The sequence below is a fragment of the Companilactobacillus metriopterae genome, from assembly GCF_004117915.1.
Taxonomy (GTDB): Bacteria; Bacillota; Bacilli; order Lactobacillales; family Lactobacillaceae; genus Companilactobacillus; species Companilactobacillus metriopterae.
The window spans coordinates 48,024-65,808 of sequence record NZ_RSTD01000003.1 but is presented as its reverse complement, the minus strand read 5'-3'; the positions used below and the strand labels follow the sequence as shown (position 1 = coordinate 65,808).

The following is a 17,785-nucleotide window of genomic DNA, read 5'->3' as shown; positions in this document are numbered from 1 at the left end:
TTATGGAGTATTTTTATATTTGAGGAAAAATATGAAGAAAATATCAATAATTGTCCCTTGTTTTAACGAAGAAGAAACAATTCAAATTTACTACGATACAATGACAAAATTGATGAGCACTATTGATAAATTCAAAATTGAATATTGGTTCATAGATGATGGATCGAAGGATCGCACCTACCCTATCTTAAGAGAACTACAAAATGAACATCCAGAAGATGTTCATTTTGTATCTTTTTCAAGAAATTTTGGTAAAGAAGCTGCAATATATGCTGGTCTAAAAGAAGCAACTGGTGATTACGTTGCTGTAATGGATGTTGATCTTCAGGATCCTCCTGAAACCTTGCCAGAAATGTTCGATATTTTGGAAGAGCATGAATACGATTGTGTTGGTACAGCTAGAATGGACCGAAAGGGAGAAAATGTAATTATATCTGTCTGTTCAAATGCATTTTATGGTTTGATCAACAAAATGTCTCAAACTAAAATAATCCCTGGCGCTCGTGACTATCGTCTAATGACCAGACAAATGGTTAATGCAGTATTATCAATGACAGAATATAATCGTTTTTCTAAGGGAATTTTCAGTTGGGTTGGTTTCAACACAAAATACATCCCTTACAACAATCGTGAAAGGTCTGCTGGATCAACAAGTTGGAATTTTTGGAAACTAACTAAATATGCTATTTCTGGAATTATTGACTTCACAGAAAGACCTCTATCTCTAGCAACATGGCTAGGATCCATCTTCTCTTTGATATCAATTGTAGCTATGATTGCTATTGTTGTTAGAAAGTTAATCTATCCTATGAGCAGTGTGGATGGTTGGTCTTCGATTGTTTCGATAATTCTTTTAGTTGGTGGTATTCAGCTAATATGTATCGGTATTCTAGGTGAATACATCGGTAAAATATTCCTAGAAGTTAAAAAACGCCCTATCTACATCGTTAAAGAAAAAAAATAACCTCTTTACTTTAAATTAAAGTAAAGAGGTTTTTATTTATCAGCTGATAATTATACTATTTGTTTTTCAATAAGTTATAATAATACCTAGATAAGAGGGGAGATTTTATTTTGAATTCTCGTGAATTACAAGCCGAAAAGACAAAAAATAACATTTTAGAAGTAGCTACCGAAAGTTTCTTCACCAAGGGATTTCAGGCAACTTCTACTAGGCAAATAGCCCAAGAATTAGGTATTACTCAACCTAATATGTATCATTATTTTAAAAATAAGAAAGTTTTATACGCTGAATCCATAGATTTTTCCATGGGTGAATTTGGTAATAACTTATTAAAATACTACAACGAAAACAAAGATGACCCCTTCAGTGAATTGCTTCTAAAAATTTCAACATTCATGATTGAAAACTTTAAAATAAACTATTTCTTAATGCGCCATGATATTGAAACTTTTTTTACTGATGAAGAAAAGAAAAACATCAGCCAAAACTGGGGCGGCGGATACTATAAGGTTCTATATAATATATTCCAATCTAACAAAGAAGTTCTCAGAAAAGACATTGCTTTGCCAGTTCAAGTTGGAACTTATTTAACAATGTTGTTACCATATATAGAGTACGATGAAGAAAGCAGACGACATAACATAGCTAACTTAAAAACTATGGTTGAAATCTTCATAAATGGAGTAAAAATAAAAAATGAGGAGTAGATATGGAATTTATAAAAATACTGACGCTAATCCTTTTTTTAAGCATTGTAGTTAGTACTGTATTCAATCGAATCAATATACCCAGTGTTATTGGACAACTTCTCTTAGGTGTTATCCTTGGTAAAGGAGTACTAGATATTGTAAAACCGACACATTCTTTAGAATTATTCGCAGAAATTGGCGTAATTTTATTAATGTTCATTGCTGGTTTAGAGAGTGACTTCAAACTACTAAGGAAACACTTTGCACCAAGTTTTAACGTTGCAGTCTTTGGTGTTGTTATACCAATGATATTAACCTTTGTAACTTCTATTGCCTTTGGCATTGAATTACGTGAGAGTACGTTTATTGCGGTTATATTTGCTGCGACTTCCGTCTCAATCTCTGTCGAAGTTTTAAAGGGATTGAATTATTTACAAAGTAAATCAGGGACTGTTATTCTTGGTGCGGCTGTTGTTGACGATATATTGGCAATCTCAATTTTAAGCATTATGTCGGGTACATTAACAGGTGATTTTTCTTGGCAAAGTTTGGCACTATTAGTTTGCCTATGGATAGTGTTTGTTGTGGTAACTATTGCCAGTTACAAATGGATTATTCCTGAAATACTTAACTTAGTTAAATATCTCGATGCTCCTCAGGCACCTACAGTTGTAGTTCTAATAATATGTTTTATATTTGCGGTCTTCGCAGATGCTGTTCATTTGGACGCTGTTCTAGGTGCATTTGCTGCAGGAATAATTGTTTCCGCATCTGATCAATACGACAATGAAATTGGAGATAATATTGAAAAAATTGGATATTCAATATTTATTCCAATTTTCTTTGTAAGTATTGGTCTCTCACTCGATTTTTCAAACTTCTTAAAAGATTTCTGGCTAATAGTCAGCTTAACTGTCGTTGGAATAGTTGGAAAATTATTTGGAGCAGGTTTGGGTGCAAGGATATCTGGATTCAGTAACAAAGAATCATATATCATTGGATCTGGTATGATTTCCCGTGGAGAAATGGCATTAATTATTGCACAAATTGGCTTTGAAGTACGTCTTTTATCAGAAGAATATTACTCAGCAATTATTATAAGTATCATCCTAATTACTGTTTTATCACCATTTTTCTTAAAAAACTCAATTTCTAGAGATGTTATCGAGTAAATCAATACCATTTGTGAAAACAAAGATATATAATGAATAATAACGAAAATATTTAATTAATCATACTTGGAGGAAGATAATAATTATGGCTCACATTTTAATCTTAGGTGCTGGTTACGGTGGTTTACGTACAGCGCGCGAATTAGCTAAACACGCATCAAGTGATACAAAAATTGATTTAGTAAATGACTCAGAACTTCACGTTGAAAAAACAGGATTGCATACAATAGCTGCTGGAACAAGAAAAGCAGATGCAATTTCTTTCAAAATAACTGATGTTATACCATCAAAGGTTAACTTCATCAAAGCTACTGTTTCAAATATTGATGTTGATAACAAAAAAGTTTCTTTCTCTGATCACGACGACATGACTTACGATTACGTAGTAGTCGCTCTTGGCTTCAGATCTGAAGATTTCGGTCTTGAGGGAGCAAGTGAAAATGCTCTTATCCTTGAGAGTGTAAAAACTGCTGAAAAAATTTACGATACAATTGAAAAAAATATCTCTAACTACAAAACATCAAATGATCCCGCAGATTTGAGCATCGTTGTTTGTGGTGCTGGTTTTACAGGTATCGAAATGCTTGGTGAATTGGTAGATTCTACACAAGTTCTTAAAGCAAAATATAATGTCCCTGATATAACTGTTACTTGTTTAGAAAAAGCCACAAGTATCCTACCTATGTTTGATAGTGAACTTGCTAAGTATGCTGTTAACTATCTTACAAATCATGGTATCAATATTATTACAGGTGCCGATATCAAGAAAATCAATAAGGGTTCTGTTGAATATCAAATGGGCGATGATACTAAAGAAGTCAAAGCCAACTCAATTGTTTGGACTGTCGGAGTTAGTGGTAGTGATGTTATCAAGGATTCAGGATTTGATGCACGTAGAAATCGTGTGATGACAACTAGCTATCTTAATCTAGAAGATCACCCCGAAGCATTCTTCATCGGTGATGACTCAGCAATGATTCCTGAAGGACAAGATCGTCCATTACCTACAACAGGTCAATTAGCTACCGCTCAAGGTACTATTACAGCACAAAACATTGCTAATGCAATTAATGACAAGCCGCTAGTTAAATTTGATTACAAATCAAAAGGTACTGTTGCTTCACTTGGTCAAAACCATGGTATAGCTGAACTACCTAACAAGATGAAATTCCGCGGTCACATTGCCTCATTTATGAAACACATGTCAGCTGATGTTGGTATTTTTGAAGTTGCCGGTCTTAAAACAACATTCCGTAAAGGAACTTTATAATAAATAAAAAAAGAACCCCTAGTTGGGTTCTTTTTTTATTTACAATATATCCGCTCCTAAGACATTTTTAAAATGTTCTAAGGCAAATACGTGTCCTGTTTGACTAAACGATGCCACAGCTTCTTTATAGACGTTTATCGAGTATCCCAAGTTGTATGCATCTATTGCTGTATGAAGTACGCATATATCCGTGCAAACTCCAGTTAAATACAAATCTGTGACTTCCCTCTCACGCAATCTTAAATCTAGATCAGTTCCTGCAAATGATGAATATCTCGTTTTATCAAATTGATTAACTAATTCGCTATTTGAATTACTATCATACCAAGTCTTTAATTTGCCATATAATTCGTGTCCTTTTGTTCCCTTTACATTGTGAGTGGGGAATAATTTTTTCTCAGGATGAAACTTATCATCTTTAATATGAGTATCTGTTGGTAAATATACGAAATTTCCATTTTGATAAAATTCGTCTGCCAAACTAATAATTTTGTTTTCGATTTTCTGACCTGGTTCTCCACAAGTTAGAGCACCGTCATCAGCGACAAAGTCATTTGTATAATCAATTATTAATAGTGCCTTATTTTTGTCCATAACTATTACCTCACCCTACTAATTTTATCTCTTAATATACAATATTATTCTTGATTTCTTACATTATAACAACTTGATATTAAATTATTTTTAGAGTATTGTTGATAGCAATTATTTAAATTATTGGGGTATTTTTATGAACAAATTTAATCGGGGTAAAGTAAACAAAAAATACTTGTTTATAAGTATTTTGAGTGCTTTTTTTGTAGCGCTCGGAATTTTTTTATTACTGGCTAGTATTTGGGCTAACAGCAACTTCAACAACCTTAGTCCAGAACAAATCATTTACAATCTGACTCAACCCATGGAGGGTGCCGATAGTACTTTTATCAATAGTTTTATCACCGGTCCATTATTTATTGGGATATTATTACTAGTAGTTTTGGTAGCAATATTTTATCTTCCGATGGAAAAAAACACGAATTCAAGATTTGGAAAAAGGGCATTTATCTCAAGTCTACTTGTTTTTGTCTTAACGACATCGGTTGCTGCATATAACATCAAAGCTGTGGCTTTCTACAAATATCTAACATCTGATTCAAACTATATTCAAAGAAACTACGTTGAACCTAAAGAGAGTCTTTTGACTTTCCCTAAGAAAAAAAGAAATCTAATCTATATTTATGGTGAATCTTTAGAATCTACTGCAACTTCCAAGAGTATGGGCGGACAAGATAGCCAAAACATGCTTCCTAATCTTACTAAACTAGCTAATCAGGGAATTCATTTTTCTGATAGTGATAAGGAATTTGGTGGAGCTCAACAACTTGAAGGTACAGGATACACAATTGCAGGTATGGTGGCTCAAACAAGTGGTATGCCACTAAAAGTTCCCAGTGGATTAAAGACAAAGGGTTCATATGCGAATGGCCAAGACGACAAATTCTTACCTGGCATAACTTCAATAAACGATATTTTAGCCAAAAATGGTTATAATCAAACATTTTTGCTAGGTTCTGATGCAACATTTGGTGGAAGAAGAAATTACTTCAGCCAACATGGCGATGTCTTTATAGATGATTACAAAAATGCCAAAAAAACTAACAGGATCCCTAACAATTACAAAGTTTGGTGGGGATATGAAGATAGTAAGTTATTCGACTATGCAAAAGTAGATCTTAATTACTTGAGTCAACAAAATAAGCCCTTTAACTTAACTATGTTAACCGTTAATACTCATCACATTGGTGGCTACAAAGAGAAATCGATGCCAAGTAGTTACAGTAAATATGGAGATAAATACTCTCAAGTTATTGCCTACTCTGATTATCAGATTGCAGAATTTATCAAATGGGCTCAAACGCAACCTTGGTATGAAAACACTACGATCATCGTTGATGGTGACCATTTAGGAATGGATACTTCTTACTACAAAGGAGTAACGAACCGTCACACATTTAATATGATTTTGAATGCACCAAGTGATCAAACTAAAAATGTGAAAACAAAAGATCGTCAGTTTAGTACTATGGATATGTTTCCAACAACATTAGCATCTCTAGGTGTTAAAATTAACGGAAATAGACTAGGTATGGGTACTAATCTATTGTCAGATCGTAAAACTTTAATCGAACAAGATGGCTTTGATAAAGTAAATACAGGTCTATCAACAAAATCTAGTTTTTATGATACAAAATTTATTGAAGGTAAATAAAAAAGCAAACTCTATATAGAGTTTGCTTTTTCTTTTTCCAATTGTTTATCATAATTCCTGACTATTGGTATAAGTAGAATTAATATTCCACAGATAAATGCCCCTATACCAGCAATTATAAATAGTTTTTCGACACCTATTTTATCAGCTAAAGGTCCAGCAAATATCAAACCAACTGGTCCGGTGATACTTAGTAAAGAGTTAAAAATACCTAATATCTTTCCGAGCTGTTGCGGTGGATAACTTTGTTGGATCATCGCCATAACCAATGTATTAAAGAAAGGTGTTGCTAAACCAGCAATTAAATTTAATATTACAAATGCAGCAAATCCTCTCTGATTTCCTGGTAATAAGCCACTAAAACCTATTGATAATCCCATAACAAAACATGATAATATGATTGGTTTCATGCGGTCACTCCAATTACCAAAGACCCCAATAAAGGTTCCTCCTGCAAGCATTCCTACAGAATAAATAACCTCTACTATGCCGGCTTGACTAACATTTCCCTTGAAATAAGACATAGTCATCAAAGGATACAAACTGGCAGCAGGCATAAATAGTAATACAAAAATCGAACCAATTAAAGTCAAATACCATAGGCCTTTTTTCTCTGTAAGTTTTTTTAATCCAAATTTTGTATCATCTAAAATATGAATTTTTTCATCATACTTAGGATTTTCAACGATATCAACGAACATCAATAAGGTAACTCCTACGGCAGCTCCCAAAACGTCTAATAAAATCAACATTGATATAGGAACGATTGAAAATAGAAAGGCACCTAATGCTGGTGCAATAATCATATTGGCCGATTGAACCATTCCTAGTTGACCATTTGTCTTGGTCAATTGTTCATCAGGAACCATTGTTGGTAGGATCGATTGAATTGTTGGCATTTGGAAAGTTTGCGCAATTGATCTAACCAATAATGAAACAAAAACTAACCACAATGGAAAAGTGTGATATATGACAGCTGAAATCGAAAGTATAACTGCAAATAATGCAGCCACTAAATCAGGAACAATTAATAGCATTTTTTTGTTCAATCTATCCACAAATGGACCTATAAATGGACTTAAAAATACCATTGGTAACATCCCCAATAAAGTTGCAAAACTTAACACGGTTGCTGAGCCAGTTTCCTTTGTCAGATACCATATGATTGCATACTGAACTATCATACTAGTAACCCCAGAAAGAAATTGACCTATTAAGAATAAAGAAATATTCTTTTTCCAATTATTCATAGGCATATCTACCCCACATCTAACATAATGCTTAAATTATATTAGATGTGATCAACAAAAAAAACAGCCAATATAAAATTGACTGTTTTTATTTATTATCATCTTTTGTTTCTTCATCAAATTTCTTTATAATGTCTGCAATTTCTTCAGGTTTTTCTAAGAATGCAGCATGTCCTACACCTTTGATATCAACAATCTTAAGCTTAGGTACTCGACCTATTGAAGCCTTAGAATCAGCTACACCCTCTTCTCCAAGAATTTGATCTTCATCAGAGAATATTGCCAATGTTGGAAGATAGATTTCTCTTAGTCGACGGTTGAGTGCTTTCTTTTCAAGATAATCTACTCCCATCTTGTCTAGTTTCTTTACATCACGACGGTCTGTTTGTGATGCGGCTTCTTCAATAAGTTTAGGATTAGTTAATTTTGACTCATCAAAATTCTTCGCAAAGTAGCTATGTGATTTTACGCCCTTGCTAAACAATGATACTCGTCTTGATGAGCTTATCTCTGCGTGTTTTGCATTAGCTGGTGTATTCATAAGGATGATTTTATCTACACTTATGCCTCTTAATTCAGCCATATTAGCTACTACCAGACCACTGATACCATAACCAAATAGAACTAATTGTGATGTGATAGGAACCATTGCTAATGCCTCAAGAATAGCCCATGCTTCCATATCTATATCATATTCTTTGTCGTTTGATTGGCTAGATTTACCTTGTCCTAATAAATCTGCAGTAACAACAATGTACTTATCTGATAATAGTGGTGTAATTGACTCGTAGTATTCTGTTGATCCTAAAACTCCAGGAACTAACACGATTACTCTCTTATCATCATCCAAATTACCAGTAACTTTTATGTTAACTGTTCCTCTAGATGTTTCTACAAGTTTTTCCACGATGATACCTCTACTTAGCTTTATCTTTATTTTTTATTATATTATTTTTAGACAAAATTGGCTATTCAATTACCTTACACAATATGTTAACCCTTATAGCTGATAAGTTCTAGCATATTCACAAAAGCTTCACAAAATATTACAAAACCTTATTATATTTTTATATAGACATTAATATTTATGTTTCATTTCATTTATAAAAGTAGATAGACCATTGACTACAGCTGAAACTATTAGTACTCTAAAAGGTACAACTTTTCAGAAATAGGGGGGGATGTTTTATGAAAGAAAAGCTATTTAGAAAAGCTAGCATCAAAGAATTTATGTTGTCAGATGCTCATTTTGAAAAAACACTTACTAAATGGAATCTTATTGCTTTGGGAATCGGATCAATTATTGGTACAGGTATCTTTATTTTGCCTGGTATCGTTGCATATTCTACCTCTGGTCCTGCGATTACGATTTCATTTATTTTAGCAGCGATTGTCTGTGTCTTGGCTGCCTTATGTTTTGCTGAATTATCATCAACTTTTCCGGTTGCCGGAAGTACTTACTCATATGGAAGTTTGATATTTGGTGAATTTCCTGGCTGGATTGTCGGTTGGTCACTTGTTCTAGAGTACGTTCTTGGTGTTGCCGCTGTTTCTTCTGGATTCTCAGCTTACTTTGTAAGTTTATTCAACGGTTTTGGTATCAAGATACCTAAGGAACTAACAGGTCCTTTTGATCCTGGCCAAGGAACTTTTGTAAATCTACCCTCAGTCATTGTTTTAATATTTATTTACTTCTTGCTACGTCGAGGAATAAAATCATCTGCACGTGTCAATGCATTCATGGTATTTGTCAAACTAGCAGTTATTGCAATATTTATTATAATTGGATTATTTTTTATTAAACCTACAAATTACCATCCCTACTTCCCTATGGGAGGAGCTGGTGTGATTAAAGGAGCTGCCTTAGTATTCTTTGCATATCTAGGATTTGATGTTGTTTCCTCATCAGCCCCTGAGGTTAAAAATCCTCAAAAAAATATACCAGCTGGTATCCTCTACTCACTAGCTATCTGTACTGTTCTGTACCTAATTATGTCTACTGTTCTAACCGGTATGGTTAATTACAAAAATTTAAATGTAGCTGACCCAGTTGTTTATGCTCTAAACGCTGTGGGAATGGGTCGCATTAGTTTTATAATTAGTATTGGTGCTTTAGCTGGTATGTTCACCATGATGTTAAATACCGTCTATGGTGGTTCAAGATTAGTCTACGCTCTAGGGCGTGATAATCTGATACCTAAGAAATTCGGTGAAATTAATCCTAACAATAAAGTTCCTATGCTTTCACTAAATTCAATCACTGTTTTAGCTATTTTATTAGGTGGTTTTGTCTCTCTTAAAGAATTGACAAGTTTGGTTAATATTGGAACTCTGGTTTCATTTACTTTTGTTTCTTTAGGTGTAATTAAACTAAGAAAACGTGATGATATTCCAAAGAGTAGCTTTCAAATGCCCCTATACCCTTGGCTTCCAGGATTGTCAGCAATTTTATGTGTTGCCTTGATGACTCAAGTAAGTATCCAATCATGGATTGCTTCATTAGTTTGGTTTGCAATTGGTATAGTTATTTACTTTATCTACGGTTACAGAAAAGCCGGGAAATCTCCTGAAAATTATAAATAGACTTATATCTTTATATTAAAGAAAAGAATCGCAAAAAATGCGATTCTTTTTTCATTTTTTCGCTTGAAAATAAAATTTAATATGGTTTTAAGAAAACGCTTTCACTGAATGAAAAAAAATGGTATATTATTGGCATAAACAAAGAGGGGGATTCAAATTATGAAAAAATTTCTTATTAGCACAATAGCAGCAGCAACACTACTAACAGTGACAGCTACTCCAGCGGTAGCTTTGGCTGACACAACTGATGATGGGGTATCAGTTGAAAGTTCACAAGAAACAGTTGATATCCCTGTTGTCCTAAGTATTCCAGCTGATGCAACTAACATCACTGCTATCACATTTACTCGTGGAACATTTTCACCAGATATCTACATTAGTAGTCGTGCTTTAAAACTAATCGTTGGATCAGGCGCAGTTGCTTCATCAGCTGTTGTATCTCTAATTCCTACAGTAGGACCAGTTCTTGCAACAAGTATAATTTCTAACGCAAAAGAATACGCTGGATTCGTTGATGAAGGAATTGTCATTCATGTAAACAAAGGACTTGTGTCATACGTAAGTGGACAATAAAACAAAAAAACCTACCAAATGGTAGGTTTTTTTATTTGTTCAAATTATAAGAAACAACGTATTCATTTACGGCTCTTATAGAATCTGCAACATCTTGTGATGAAACTTCAAAAGGCATGTTATGAATAGTCTCACTTGGAATTGTTGCTTGCTGACCAACTCTTAATAGATCTTCTGAGGTAACATCAGCAATATGCAAATCTTCCAAGGTAGTTGGCAATCCAACACTTTGATAAAAATCAATAAACTTATTCATTTTTTCTTCTGGTGCATTATCCAACATCAATTCGCACAATGTTCCATATGCTACTTTTTCACCGTGCATCATTTTTTCTATATCACCATCTAATACAGTAAAGGCATCATATATGGCATGAGCAGCGGCTAATCCTGCACTTTCAAACCCTAGTCCACTCAGTAGTGTGTTAGCTTCTACGATCGTTTCTAGAGGTTCACTAGCAACACCTGCTTTGGCTGAACTTATTGCTTGTTTACTATGTGCAAACAAATTATCCATGCAGGTTTGAGCAATTGCCATTGCTGCTAAAGTTTGTTGACCATGCACCATTGATTGATTATGACCCTGTGCTACATCTAATGCTTCAACATTAGTTGCCATTGCATCACCAATACCAGCTATTAAAGTTCTTACTGGTGCATTTGCAACAACTGCAGTATCGATCAAAACCAAATCAGGATTCTTTTTATAGAATGAATAATCCTTGAATGTTCCGTCTTCATGGTACATAACTGACAAAGCTGAACATGGGGCGTCAGTAGAGGCTGTTGTTGGCATGCTGACAACTTTTAAACCAAGGTCATAAGCAACCTTTTTGGCATCATCAACAGTTTTTCCTCCACCTAACCCTAATATAACGTTAGAAGAATTTTCTTTTGCAATCTTTTCTACACGTGAAGCTTCTTCATCAGATGCTTCGCCTCCAAATTCAACATGAACAACATCAAAGTCATTGTCTTTTAAATTGTTATATACTTTATCACCTATAATATCCCAAACCACACTATCACATAATAATAATGGCTTGTCGCCAAGATCTTGAATATATATATTAGCGTTAGGAAATACATCCTTACCCTGAATATATCTTGATGGACTAGCAAAAATTCTGACCATTTTATACATCTCCTTTTTGATAACGGTTACATTATATGTTAAAATTAATATATTGTAAATATTAGATCTAAAATTTAATCTCGCTAGGAGCATATCTATGAAAAAAATAATGAATAAAGTTGAAGATATAGTGCCAGAAATGGTAAGTGGTATGACAAAAGCATATCCTGATTTAATAAAACAAATTGACGGAACTCAGGCAATTATTAGAAATGATAAAAATTTCAAAAAAAATAAAATTGTTGGTCTAGTTTCTGGTGGTGGGAGTGGTCACGAACCACTTCACGCAGGATTTGTTGGCGACGGAATGTTATCTGCAGCTGTCTGTGGTGAAATATTTACTTCTCCCACACCGGATCAGATATATGAAGCAATCAAAGCAAGCGATAACGGTGAAGGAGTTCTACTAATAGTCAAAAACTATTCCGGTGACGTCATGAATTTTGATATGGCAAAAGAAATGGCAGACTTTGATGATATCAAAGTTGAACAAATAATAGTGGACGATGACATTTCAGTTGAAAATAGTGAATATACACAGGGTAAACGTGGTGTGGCTGGAACTGTTCTTGTTGAAAAAATTCTGGGAGCTGCAGCCAGATCAGGTTTAAATTTAACTGATCTAAAAGCTCTAGGGGAAAAGATAATTAATCAAACTCATACAATCGGTATTGCTTTAAGTGCAGCAACTGTACCTGCTGTCGGACATCCAGGATTTGAGCTACAAAATGACGAAATTGAATTCGGAATAGGTATACATAATGAACGTGGATATTCTGTTGAAAAATTACGTCCTTCTAAAGAAATTGCTGAAGAGCTTACTTCCAAAATTATGGATTCCTTTGAAAATGACACTTCTGCTAAATATTCAGTATTAATCAACGGTATGGGCGCAACTCCATTAATGGAACAATATATTTTTACAAATGATGTACTAGATATTCTAAAAGATAAAAACTTCAACGTTGAATATTCAAAAGTTGGTAATTTGGTTACTTCTATCGATATGCAAGGATTATCTTTAACAATATCCAAAGTTGACGATCAACTTATCAATTATTTAAATGAACCTGTTACAACAATCGGATGGTAGGAGAATATAAAAATGAAATTAGAATTAGAACAAGCTCAAAACTGGTTAAACGAATTTTTTGAAAGTATTATTGAAAACAAAGATTTACTTAATGAACTAGACACCGCAATCGGTGACGGTGACCATGGAACAAACATGGAACGAGGGGTTAAAGCAGCGCAAGAGGCGCTACAAAATAAACCTGCAACTGATGTTGCTAAACTTTACATGACAACAGCTATGAGCCTAGTAAATAAGGTTGGTGGTGCTTCAGGACCGTTATACGGAACTGCCTTCATGGACATGGCAAAAGCTGTTAAATCAGAGAATATTGAACTTGCAGATTTAATTCAAATCGGTACTGATGGAATTAAAAGACGTGGTGAATCAGATGTAAAAATGAAAACCATGATTGATGTATGGCAACCAGTAGCAGATGGTTTATCAGATGATAAACTAAACAGTGAAGTAATTGAAAAAGCCTTAAATGACACAAAAGACATAGTAGCAACTAAGGGACGTGCAAGCTATCTTGGTGAACAATCAGTTGGTCATCTTGATCCAGGAGCAAAATCTAGCGAGCTATTATTCAAAGCTCTACTAAATCAAATATAGGAAGTGTAAAAATATATGAAGTACGGAATACTTATAGTTTCTCATGTAAATGAAATTGCTTTAGGCGTTACAAAACTAATAAAAGAGGCAGCGCCTGATTTATCTATTACTTATGCTGGAGGGACTGAAGACAATGATATTGGTTCTTCTCCTGAAAAAATTCAAGCAGCAATTGACGAAAATACTGGTGATAAAATTTTAGCTTTTTATGATTTAGGAAGTTCAAAAATGAATCTAGAAATGCTAATGGAATTTACTGATAGAGACATTGAAAAGTTTGATGTAGCTTTTGTGGAAGGTGCTTATACTGCAGCGACCTTGGCACAAATATCATCACCTATTGAAAGTATAGAGGAATCACTAGCTCCACTTAAAATCAAATAGATAATTATCACTTGATAAACAAAAAACTATTCATCATAATTGATGAATAGTTTTTTGTTTTATCCAATTCCACCAGCCAAATTTTCAAAATCTGGTTTTGGAGCTTTTAAAATTAGTTTTTCATTTACGAATGCTTTTAGTCCTAATTCGCTCATTTCGCGACCATATCCAGAATTCTTTACTCCTCCAAATGGTAATTCTGGTAGCGTTACAACAAAGCTATTTACATAAACCATACCTGTTTCAAGTTGTGAAGCGACTTCAGCACCATGGTTTTCGTCTCCAGCAAAGACAATTCCTCCTAAACCAAAGTCAGAATCATTTGCCAAATCAATTGCTTCTTGTTCTGAATGAACCTTATAAACATGTGCTACTGGTCCAAACATTTCAGTGTGATATGCAGGATTCTCTTTATCGATATCTGTCAAGATAGTTGGTTGGAAAAATTGTCCTTCCAAGTCGATTGGTTCGTTACCATAATAAACTTTTGCTCCAGCAGATATAGCTTCATCTACTTGTTGTTGAAGCTTATCTTTAGCCTTTTTGGTATTCATAGGAGCAAGTGTTGTCTTAGGATCTAGTGGATCACCAGGAATAACTTTTTCGAAATTATCCTTCAGATTTTCTAGAAATTCATCATATACATTGTCCATCACAATAAATCTTTTTGCAGATACACAAACTTGTCCAGCGTTGGCCAAACGTGCTCCAAAAGCTGTTTTATTAACCTGTTCCATATCGGCATCACCTAAAACGATAAATGCATCCATACCACCTAATTCCATCGTACTCTTTTTGATATTTGCACCAGCAATTTGTGCTACTGATTTTCCACCACGTTCTGATCCTGTTAGGGCGACACCTTGAACTCGTTTATCAGCAATAATATCTGATACTTGATCATAGCTTATAAACAAGTTAGTTATACTACCTTTGGGAGCGCCAGCTTTAATAACCATATCTTCGAATGTTTGTGCTGACGTAGGAATATTAGCCGCATCTTTCAAAATCATAGGATTACCAACCATGAAATTAGGAGCAAACACACGCATAATTTGATAGTATGGGAAATTCCATGGTTCTACGGCCATAATTACCCCTGTAGAATTCATTTCTACAGTAGCTTCTCCGGTTGCAATAGTGTTGATTTTTTTAGGTTTTAGCATCTCTTCTGCATTATCAGCAAAGTAGTCAGCGATCATAGCACAGACTTCTACTTCACCTTTTGATTCAGAGATAAGTTTACCCATATCAATAGTAGCTATTTTAGCTAACTCATCAGAATTTTCACGGAATACCTTAGCAATATTCTTTAAAATTTTTGCACGCTCTGATATATCTTGCTTTTTCCAATCATGGTATAGTTTGTCACTTATTTCTAAGGTTTCTTTTATTTCATCATCAGTTGTATTAGGAAATCCTTTTACAAATTCATTGTTGTAAGGATTTATTGTTTTATATTTATAGTCTTGTTCTTTCATGACATTCTCCTGTTGTATCAATTTTAGACAAAAAGCGACTAGCTAAATTAGCTAGTCGCTTTTTTATTAGAATTAAGCTTTAACGCCTTCTTTAAATTCTTGACGAACTTCAATTTGATCTTGAACTTCTTTAGTCAATTGAGCTTTTGTAGCATCGTCCCAGTCATAATAATTTGCCATTTCATCAATAATATCATCTTTAATTGAATTCATGTGATCGAAATCAAACAACATTTGACTACTACGACGTAGAAGATAATCAATTGGATGCATTGCAAGTTCTTGGTCCATTGCATAGTGCAATTGTGCATAATCAACTGGATCTAGTTTTGTATCAGCTGATTTTGCTTCGTCAACATATTCATATACAGCATCAATGTTACTTCCATAACGATGAACTAGCTTACTTGCTTGTTCTTCTGTAAGTCCTTTATCAACACCACGTTGAATAGAACCATCAATTGAAGCTAAGAATTCTTCACTACCGTTAGGATATCCACCAGATAGAGCTAGTTTTTCAGTAGCTGCTTTCTTGTATGTGTATCCAGGATAATTTTCTGTAATATCTTTCAATACTTTATTAACAATTTTTTCAGCCATCTTACGATAACCTGTCAATTTACCACCAGCAATTGAATATAGTCCTGAATCTGAGTGGAAAATTTCATCTTTACGAGAAATTTCTGAAGGATCCTTACCTTCTTCTTGGATAAGTGGACGTACACCAGACCATGCAGATTCAACATCATCGAATGTTAGTGGTTCAATATCGAACATACCATTTACTGCTTTCAAGATGTAGTTAACATCTTGTTTTGTAACTGATGGTTCTTTTGGATCTTCTTCCCAAGTTGTATCAGTTGTACCGAAGTATGTTTTTCCTTCACGAGGAATAGCAAACATCATACGTTTGTCATTGAATGGTGTATCAAAGAAGATTGAGTTTGAAATTGGGAATTTAGATTGGTCAACAATCAAGTGAACACCCTTTGTTAGATGTAGATGTTTACCAACATCAGAACCATCCATCTTACGAATATCATCAACCCAAGGACCAGCAGCATTTACAATACGTTTTGCATGAATTGTTCCTGTTTCACCAGTAATTTGATCAACAAATTCAACACCGTCTGCTTGACCTTTGTCATTATATGTAATGTTAGTTACTTTAGCGTAGTTAGCCAAAAGTGCTCCATCTTCATGAGCTTTCTTGATAACCTCTGTAACTAGACGTGAGTCATCTGTACGGTATTCAACATAAACACCTGTACCTTGTAATCCTTCGCTCTTCAAGTATGGTTCACGTTCCAATGAGTCTGTAGGATTTAGCATGAATTTACGTTCGCTCTTACGAACCATTGCCAAGCGATCATAAACGTCTAGACCTAAAGCTGTTGAGTAACGACCATATGTACCACCCTTGTAGAAAGGTAGCATCATTTTCAATGGTGTTGTTACATGAGGTGCATTTTCATAAACGATAGCACGTTCAGATCCAACTTCATGAACTTCCTTAATAGCAAATTGTGCTAGATAACGTAGTCCTCCATGGACTAGTTTTGTTGAACGACTAGAAGTACCTGATGAAAAATCACGCATTTCTAGTAGTCCAGCATTTAGACCACGAGTCTTTGCATCTAAAACGATACCAGCACCAGTAATTCCCCCACCGATAACTAAAATATCTAATTCTTCTTCTTGCATTTTTTTAAGATCTGCAAGTCTTGTTTTACTGTTAAATTCAACCATTTAATGTTGCCTCCAAATTTTAGTAAGCGTTTTCTTGTAGCTTCATATATAGTTATAACAGAAATAATTCAATTTCACAAACAAATATAGATAATTTTTTGAAAATATTTTTTTTATGCACAATTTTTAAGAAAATTTCCTTATTTTTCAACATTTATATTAAAAAAGAGAACTCCCTTTGGAGCTTCTCCCAGTTTGTGAAATTATTATTTTTTATTCCTTAGTAATTGTAACTGTTAAGTCATTTACATTCTTTGCTTCATGATTTACAGAAATTCCATGATCTTGAGCTAATACATCAATATGTTCTTTAATTGCCTTTTGATAACCATTGAAGAATTTCATGGAAGACCAGTTCATTCCGCCTTCAAATCCCATAAATGTTTCGTCATACAATGGTGTTTCATCTAACTTAGAATGAATAATTATTTTAGTAACTTGATCTCCTGAAATTTCCAAACTGATAGTTATGGGATCATTCTCTACAGCAACAAATAGTCCTTCGTTGTATTCAGCTGGTAACTGCAACTTTTCTGAAACTCGAGGGTTAAAAACCGATCTTAAATTTTCATAACTTGTAATATTAGTCATAAGTGATCT

The 17,785-nt window shown here is 34.1% G+C and carries 17 protein-coding genes; 10 read left to right on the top strand and 7 right to left on the bottom strand.

Annotated elements, in window-relative coordinates:
* Positions 1–31: 31 nt before the first annotated feature.
* The 4 genes from EKN01_RS06745 to EKN01_RS06730 all read left to right on the top strand — a co-directional run bounded on the left by EKN01_RS06745 (position 32) and on the right by EKN01_RS06730 (position 4,095).
* Positions 32–964, top strand: a complete 933-nt coding sequence (locus EKN01_RS06745) for a glycosyltransferase family 2 protein (protein ID WP_129045531.1) — start codon at positions 32–34, stop codon at positions 962–964.
* Between the two features lie 110 nt (positions 965–1,074).
* Complete coding sequence (locus EKN01_RS06740) at positions 1,075–1,671, top strand: TetR/AcrR family transcriptional regulator (protein ID WP_129045530.1); 597 nt, start codon at positions 1,075–1,077, stop codon at positions 1,669–1,671.
* Positions 1,672–1,673: 2 nt separating this feature from the next.
* Positions 1,674–2,825 (top strand): cation:proton antiporter, encoded by a 1,152-nt coding sequence (locus EKN01_RS06735; protein ID WP_129045529.1) that lies wholly within the window; start codon positions 1,674–1,676, stop codon positions 2,823–2,825.
* Positions 2,826–2,910: 85 nt separating this feature from the next.
* Positions 2,911–4,095 (top strand): NAD(P)/FAD-dependent oxidoreductase, encoded by a 1,185-nt coding sequence (locus EKN01_RS06730; RefSeq protein ID WP_129045528.1) that lies wholly within the window; start codon positions 2,911–2,913, stop codon positions 4,093–4,095.
* Positions 4,096–4,134: 39 nt separating this feature from the next.
* Here EKN01_RS06730 and EKN01_RS06725 read toward each other — a convergent pair whose 3' ends face one another.
* Positions 4,135–4,689: a cysteine hydrolase family protein gene (locus EKN01_RS06725; protein ID WP_129045527.1), complete on the bottom strand. Its 555-nt coding sequence runs from the start codon at positions 4,687–4,689 to the stop codon at positions 4,135–4,137.
* 136 nt (positions 4,690–4,825) lie between these two features.
* On the opposite strand from EKN01_RS06725, the gene EKN01_RS06720 reads away from it, so the two are divergent.
* Positions 4,826–6,343: a sulfatase-like hydrolase/transferase gene (locus EKN01_RS06720; protein ID WP_129045526.1), complete on the top strand. Its 1,518-nt coding sequence runs from the start codon at positions 4,826–4,828 to the stop codon at positions 6,341–6,343.
* A gap of 11 nt (positions 6,344–6,354) precedes the next feature.
* Here the strand turns inward: EKN01_RS06720 and EKN01_RS06715 are convergent, their stop codons facing one another.
* Together EKN01_RS06715 and EKN01_RS06710 are read right to left on the bottom strand one after the other, a co-directional pair.
* Positions 6,355–7,599 carry an MFS transporter gene (locus EKN01_RS06715; protein WP_129045525.1) on the bottom strand — a complete coding sequence of 415 codons (1,245 nt, stop codon included), beginning with the start codon at positions 7,597–7,599 and terminating at the stop codon, positions 6,355–6,357.
* Between the two features lie 82 nt (positions 7,600–7,681).
* Positions 7,682–8,500, bottom strand: coding sequence for an alpha/beta fold hydrolase (locus tag EKN01_RS06710; protein ID WP_129045524.1), 819 nt, complete (start codon positions 8,498–8,500; stop codon positions 7,682–7,684).
* Between the two features lie 281 nt (positions 8,501–8,781).
* Between EKN01_RS06710 and EKN01_RS06705 the strand changes: the two genes are divergently transcribed.
* Both EKN01_RS06705 and EKN01_RS06700 read left to right on the top strand, forming a co-directional pair.
* Positions 8,782–10,176 carry an amino acid permease gene (locus EKN01_RS06705; protein WP_129045523.1) on the top strand — a complete coding sequence of 465 codons (1,395 nt, stop codon included), beginning with the start codon at positions 8,782–8,784 and terminating at the stop codon, positions 10,174–10,176.
* Positions 10,177–10,335: 159 nt separating this feature from the next.
* Positions 10,336–10,749 (top strand): hypothetical protein, encoded by a 414-nt coding sequence (locus EKN01_RS06700; RefSeq protein ID WP_129045522.1) that lies wholly within the window; start codon positions 10,336–10,338, stop codon positions 10,747–10,749.
* Positions 10,750–10,780: 31 nt separating this feature from the next.
* On the opposite strand, the gene EKN01_RS06695 is transcribed toward EKN01_RS06700, so the two are convergent.
* Positions 10,781–11,884: a glycerol dehydrogenase gene (locus tag EKN01_RS06695; RefSeq protein WP_129045521.1), complete on the bottom strand. Its 1,104-nt coding sequence runs from the start codon at positions 11,882–11,884 to the stop codon at positions 10,781–10,783.
* A 97-nt stretch (positions 11,885–11,981) separates the two neighbouring features.
* On the opposite strand from EKN01_RS06695, the gene dhaK reads away from it, so the two are divergent.
* The 3 genes from dhaK to dhaM are packed head-to-tail and all read left to right on the top strand — an operon-like array spanning position 11,982 to position 13,955.
* A complete protein-coding gene (dhaK, locus tag EKN01_RS06690; protein ID WP_129045520.1) occupies positions 11,982–12,977 on the top strand; it encodes a dihydroxyacetone kinase subunit DhaK in 996 nt (331 codons plus the stop codon).
* A 12-nt stretch (positions 12,978–12,989) separates the two neighbouring features.
* Positions 12,990–13,571: a dihydroxyacetone kinase subunit DhaL gene (gene dhaL / locus EKN01_RS06685; protein ID WP_129045518.1), complete on the top strand. Its 582-nt coding sequence runs from the start codon at positions 12,990–12,992 to the stop codon at positions 13,569–13,571.
* 15 nt (positions 13,572–13,586) lie between these two features.
* Complete coding sequence (gene dhaM / locus EKN01_RS06680; protein ID WP_099974078.1) at positions 13,587–13,955, top strand: dihydroxyacetone kinase phosphoryl donor subunit DhaM; 369 nt, start codon at positions 13,587–13,589, stop codon at positions 13,953–13,955.
* Between the two features lie 59 nt (positions 13,956–14,014).
* On the opposite strand, the gene EKN01_RS06675 is transcribed toward dhaM, so the two are convergent.
* From EKN01_RS06675 to EKN01_RS06665, 3 genes are all read right to left on the bottom strand, one after another.
* A complete protein-coding gene (locus EKN01_RS06675; RefSeq protein WP_129045516.1) occupies positions 14,015–15,436 on the bottom strand; it encodes an NAD-dependent succinate-semialdehyde dehydrogenase in 1,422 nt (473 codons plus the stop codon).
* A 72-nt stretch (positions 15,437–15,508) separates the two neighbouring features.
* Positions 15,509–17,185, bottom strand: coding sequence for a glycerol-3-phosphate dehydrogenase/oxidase (locus EKN01_RS06670; protein ID WP_129045514.1), 1,677 nt, complete (start codon positions 17,183–17,185; stop codon positions 15,509–15,511).
* A 213-nt stretch (positions 17,186–17,398) separates the two neighbouring features.
* On the bottom strand, positions 17,399–17,776 hold the full coding sequence (locus EKN01_RS06665; protein ID WP_129045513.1) for a hypothetical protein: 378 nt from the start codon (positions 17,774–17,776) through the stop codon (positions 17,399–17,401).
* Between the last annotated feature and the right edge of the window lie 9 nt (positions 17,777–17,785).

Coding starts and splice junctions, on each gene's coding strand:
- EKN01_RS06745 (WP_129045531.1), top strand. CDS start 32: ATGAAGAAAATATCAATAATTGTCCCTTGTTTTAACGAAGAAGAAACA.
- EKN01_RS06735 (WP_129045529.1), top strand. CDS start 1,674: ATGGAATTTATAAAAATACTGACGCTAATCCTTTTTTTAAGCATTGTA.
- EKN01_RS06730 (WP_129045528.1), top strand. CDS start 2,911: ATGGCTCACATTTTAATCTTAGGTGCTGGTTACGGTGGTTTACGTACA.
- EKN01_RS06725 (WP_129045527.1), bottom strand. CDS start 4,689: ATGGACAAAAATAAGGCACTATTAATAATTGATTATACAAATGACTTT.
- EKN01_RS06720 (WP_129045526.1), top strand. CDS start 4,826: ATGAACAAATTTAATCGGGGTAAAGTAAACAAAAAATACTTGTTTATA.
- EKN01_RS06715 (WP_129045525.1), bottom strand. CDS start 7,599: ATGCCTATGAATAATTGGAAAAAGAATATTTCTTTATTCTTAATAGGT.
- EKN01_RS06705 (WP_129045523.1), top strand. CDS start 8,782: ATGAAAGAAAAGCTATTTAGAAAAGCTAGCATCAAAGAATTTATGTTG.
- EKN01_RS06700 (WP_129045522.1), top strand. CDS start 10,336: ATGAAAAAATTTCTTATTAGCACAATAGCAGCAGCAACACTACTAACA.
- EKN01_RS06695 (WP_129045521.1), bottom strand. CDS start 11,884: ATGGTCAGAATTTTTGCTAGTCCATCAAGATATATTCAGGGTAAGGAT.
- dhaK (WP_129045520.1), top strand. CDS start 11,982: ATGAAAAAAATAATGAATAAAGTTGAAGATATAGTGCCAGAAATGGTA.
- dhaL (WP_129045518.1), top strand. CDS start 12,990: ATGAAATTAGAATTAGAACAAGCTCAAAACTGGTTAAACGAATTTTTT.
- dhaM (WP_099974078.1), top strand. CDS start 13,587: ATGAAGTACGGAATACTTATAGTTTCTCATGTAAATGAAATTGCTTTA.
- EKN01_RS06675 (WP_129045516.1), bottom strand. CDS start 15,436: ATGAAAGAACAAGACTATAAATATAAAACAATAAATCCTTACAACAAT.
- EKN01_RS06670 (WP_129045514.1), bottom strand. CDS start 17,185: ATGGTTGAATTTAACAGTAAAACAAGACTTGCAGATCTTAAAAAAATG.
- EKN01_RS06665 (WP_129045513.1), bottom strand. CDS start 17,776: ATGACTAATATTACAAGTTATGAAAATTTAAGATCGGTTTTTAACCCT.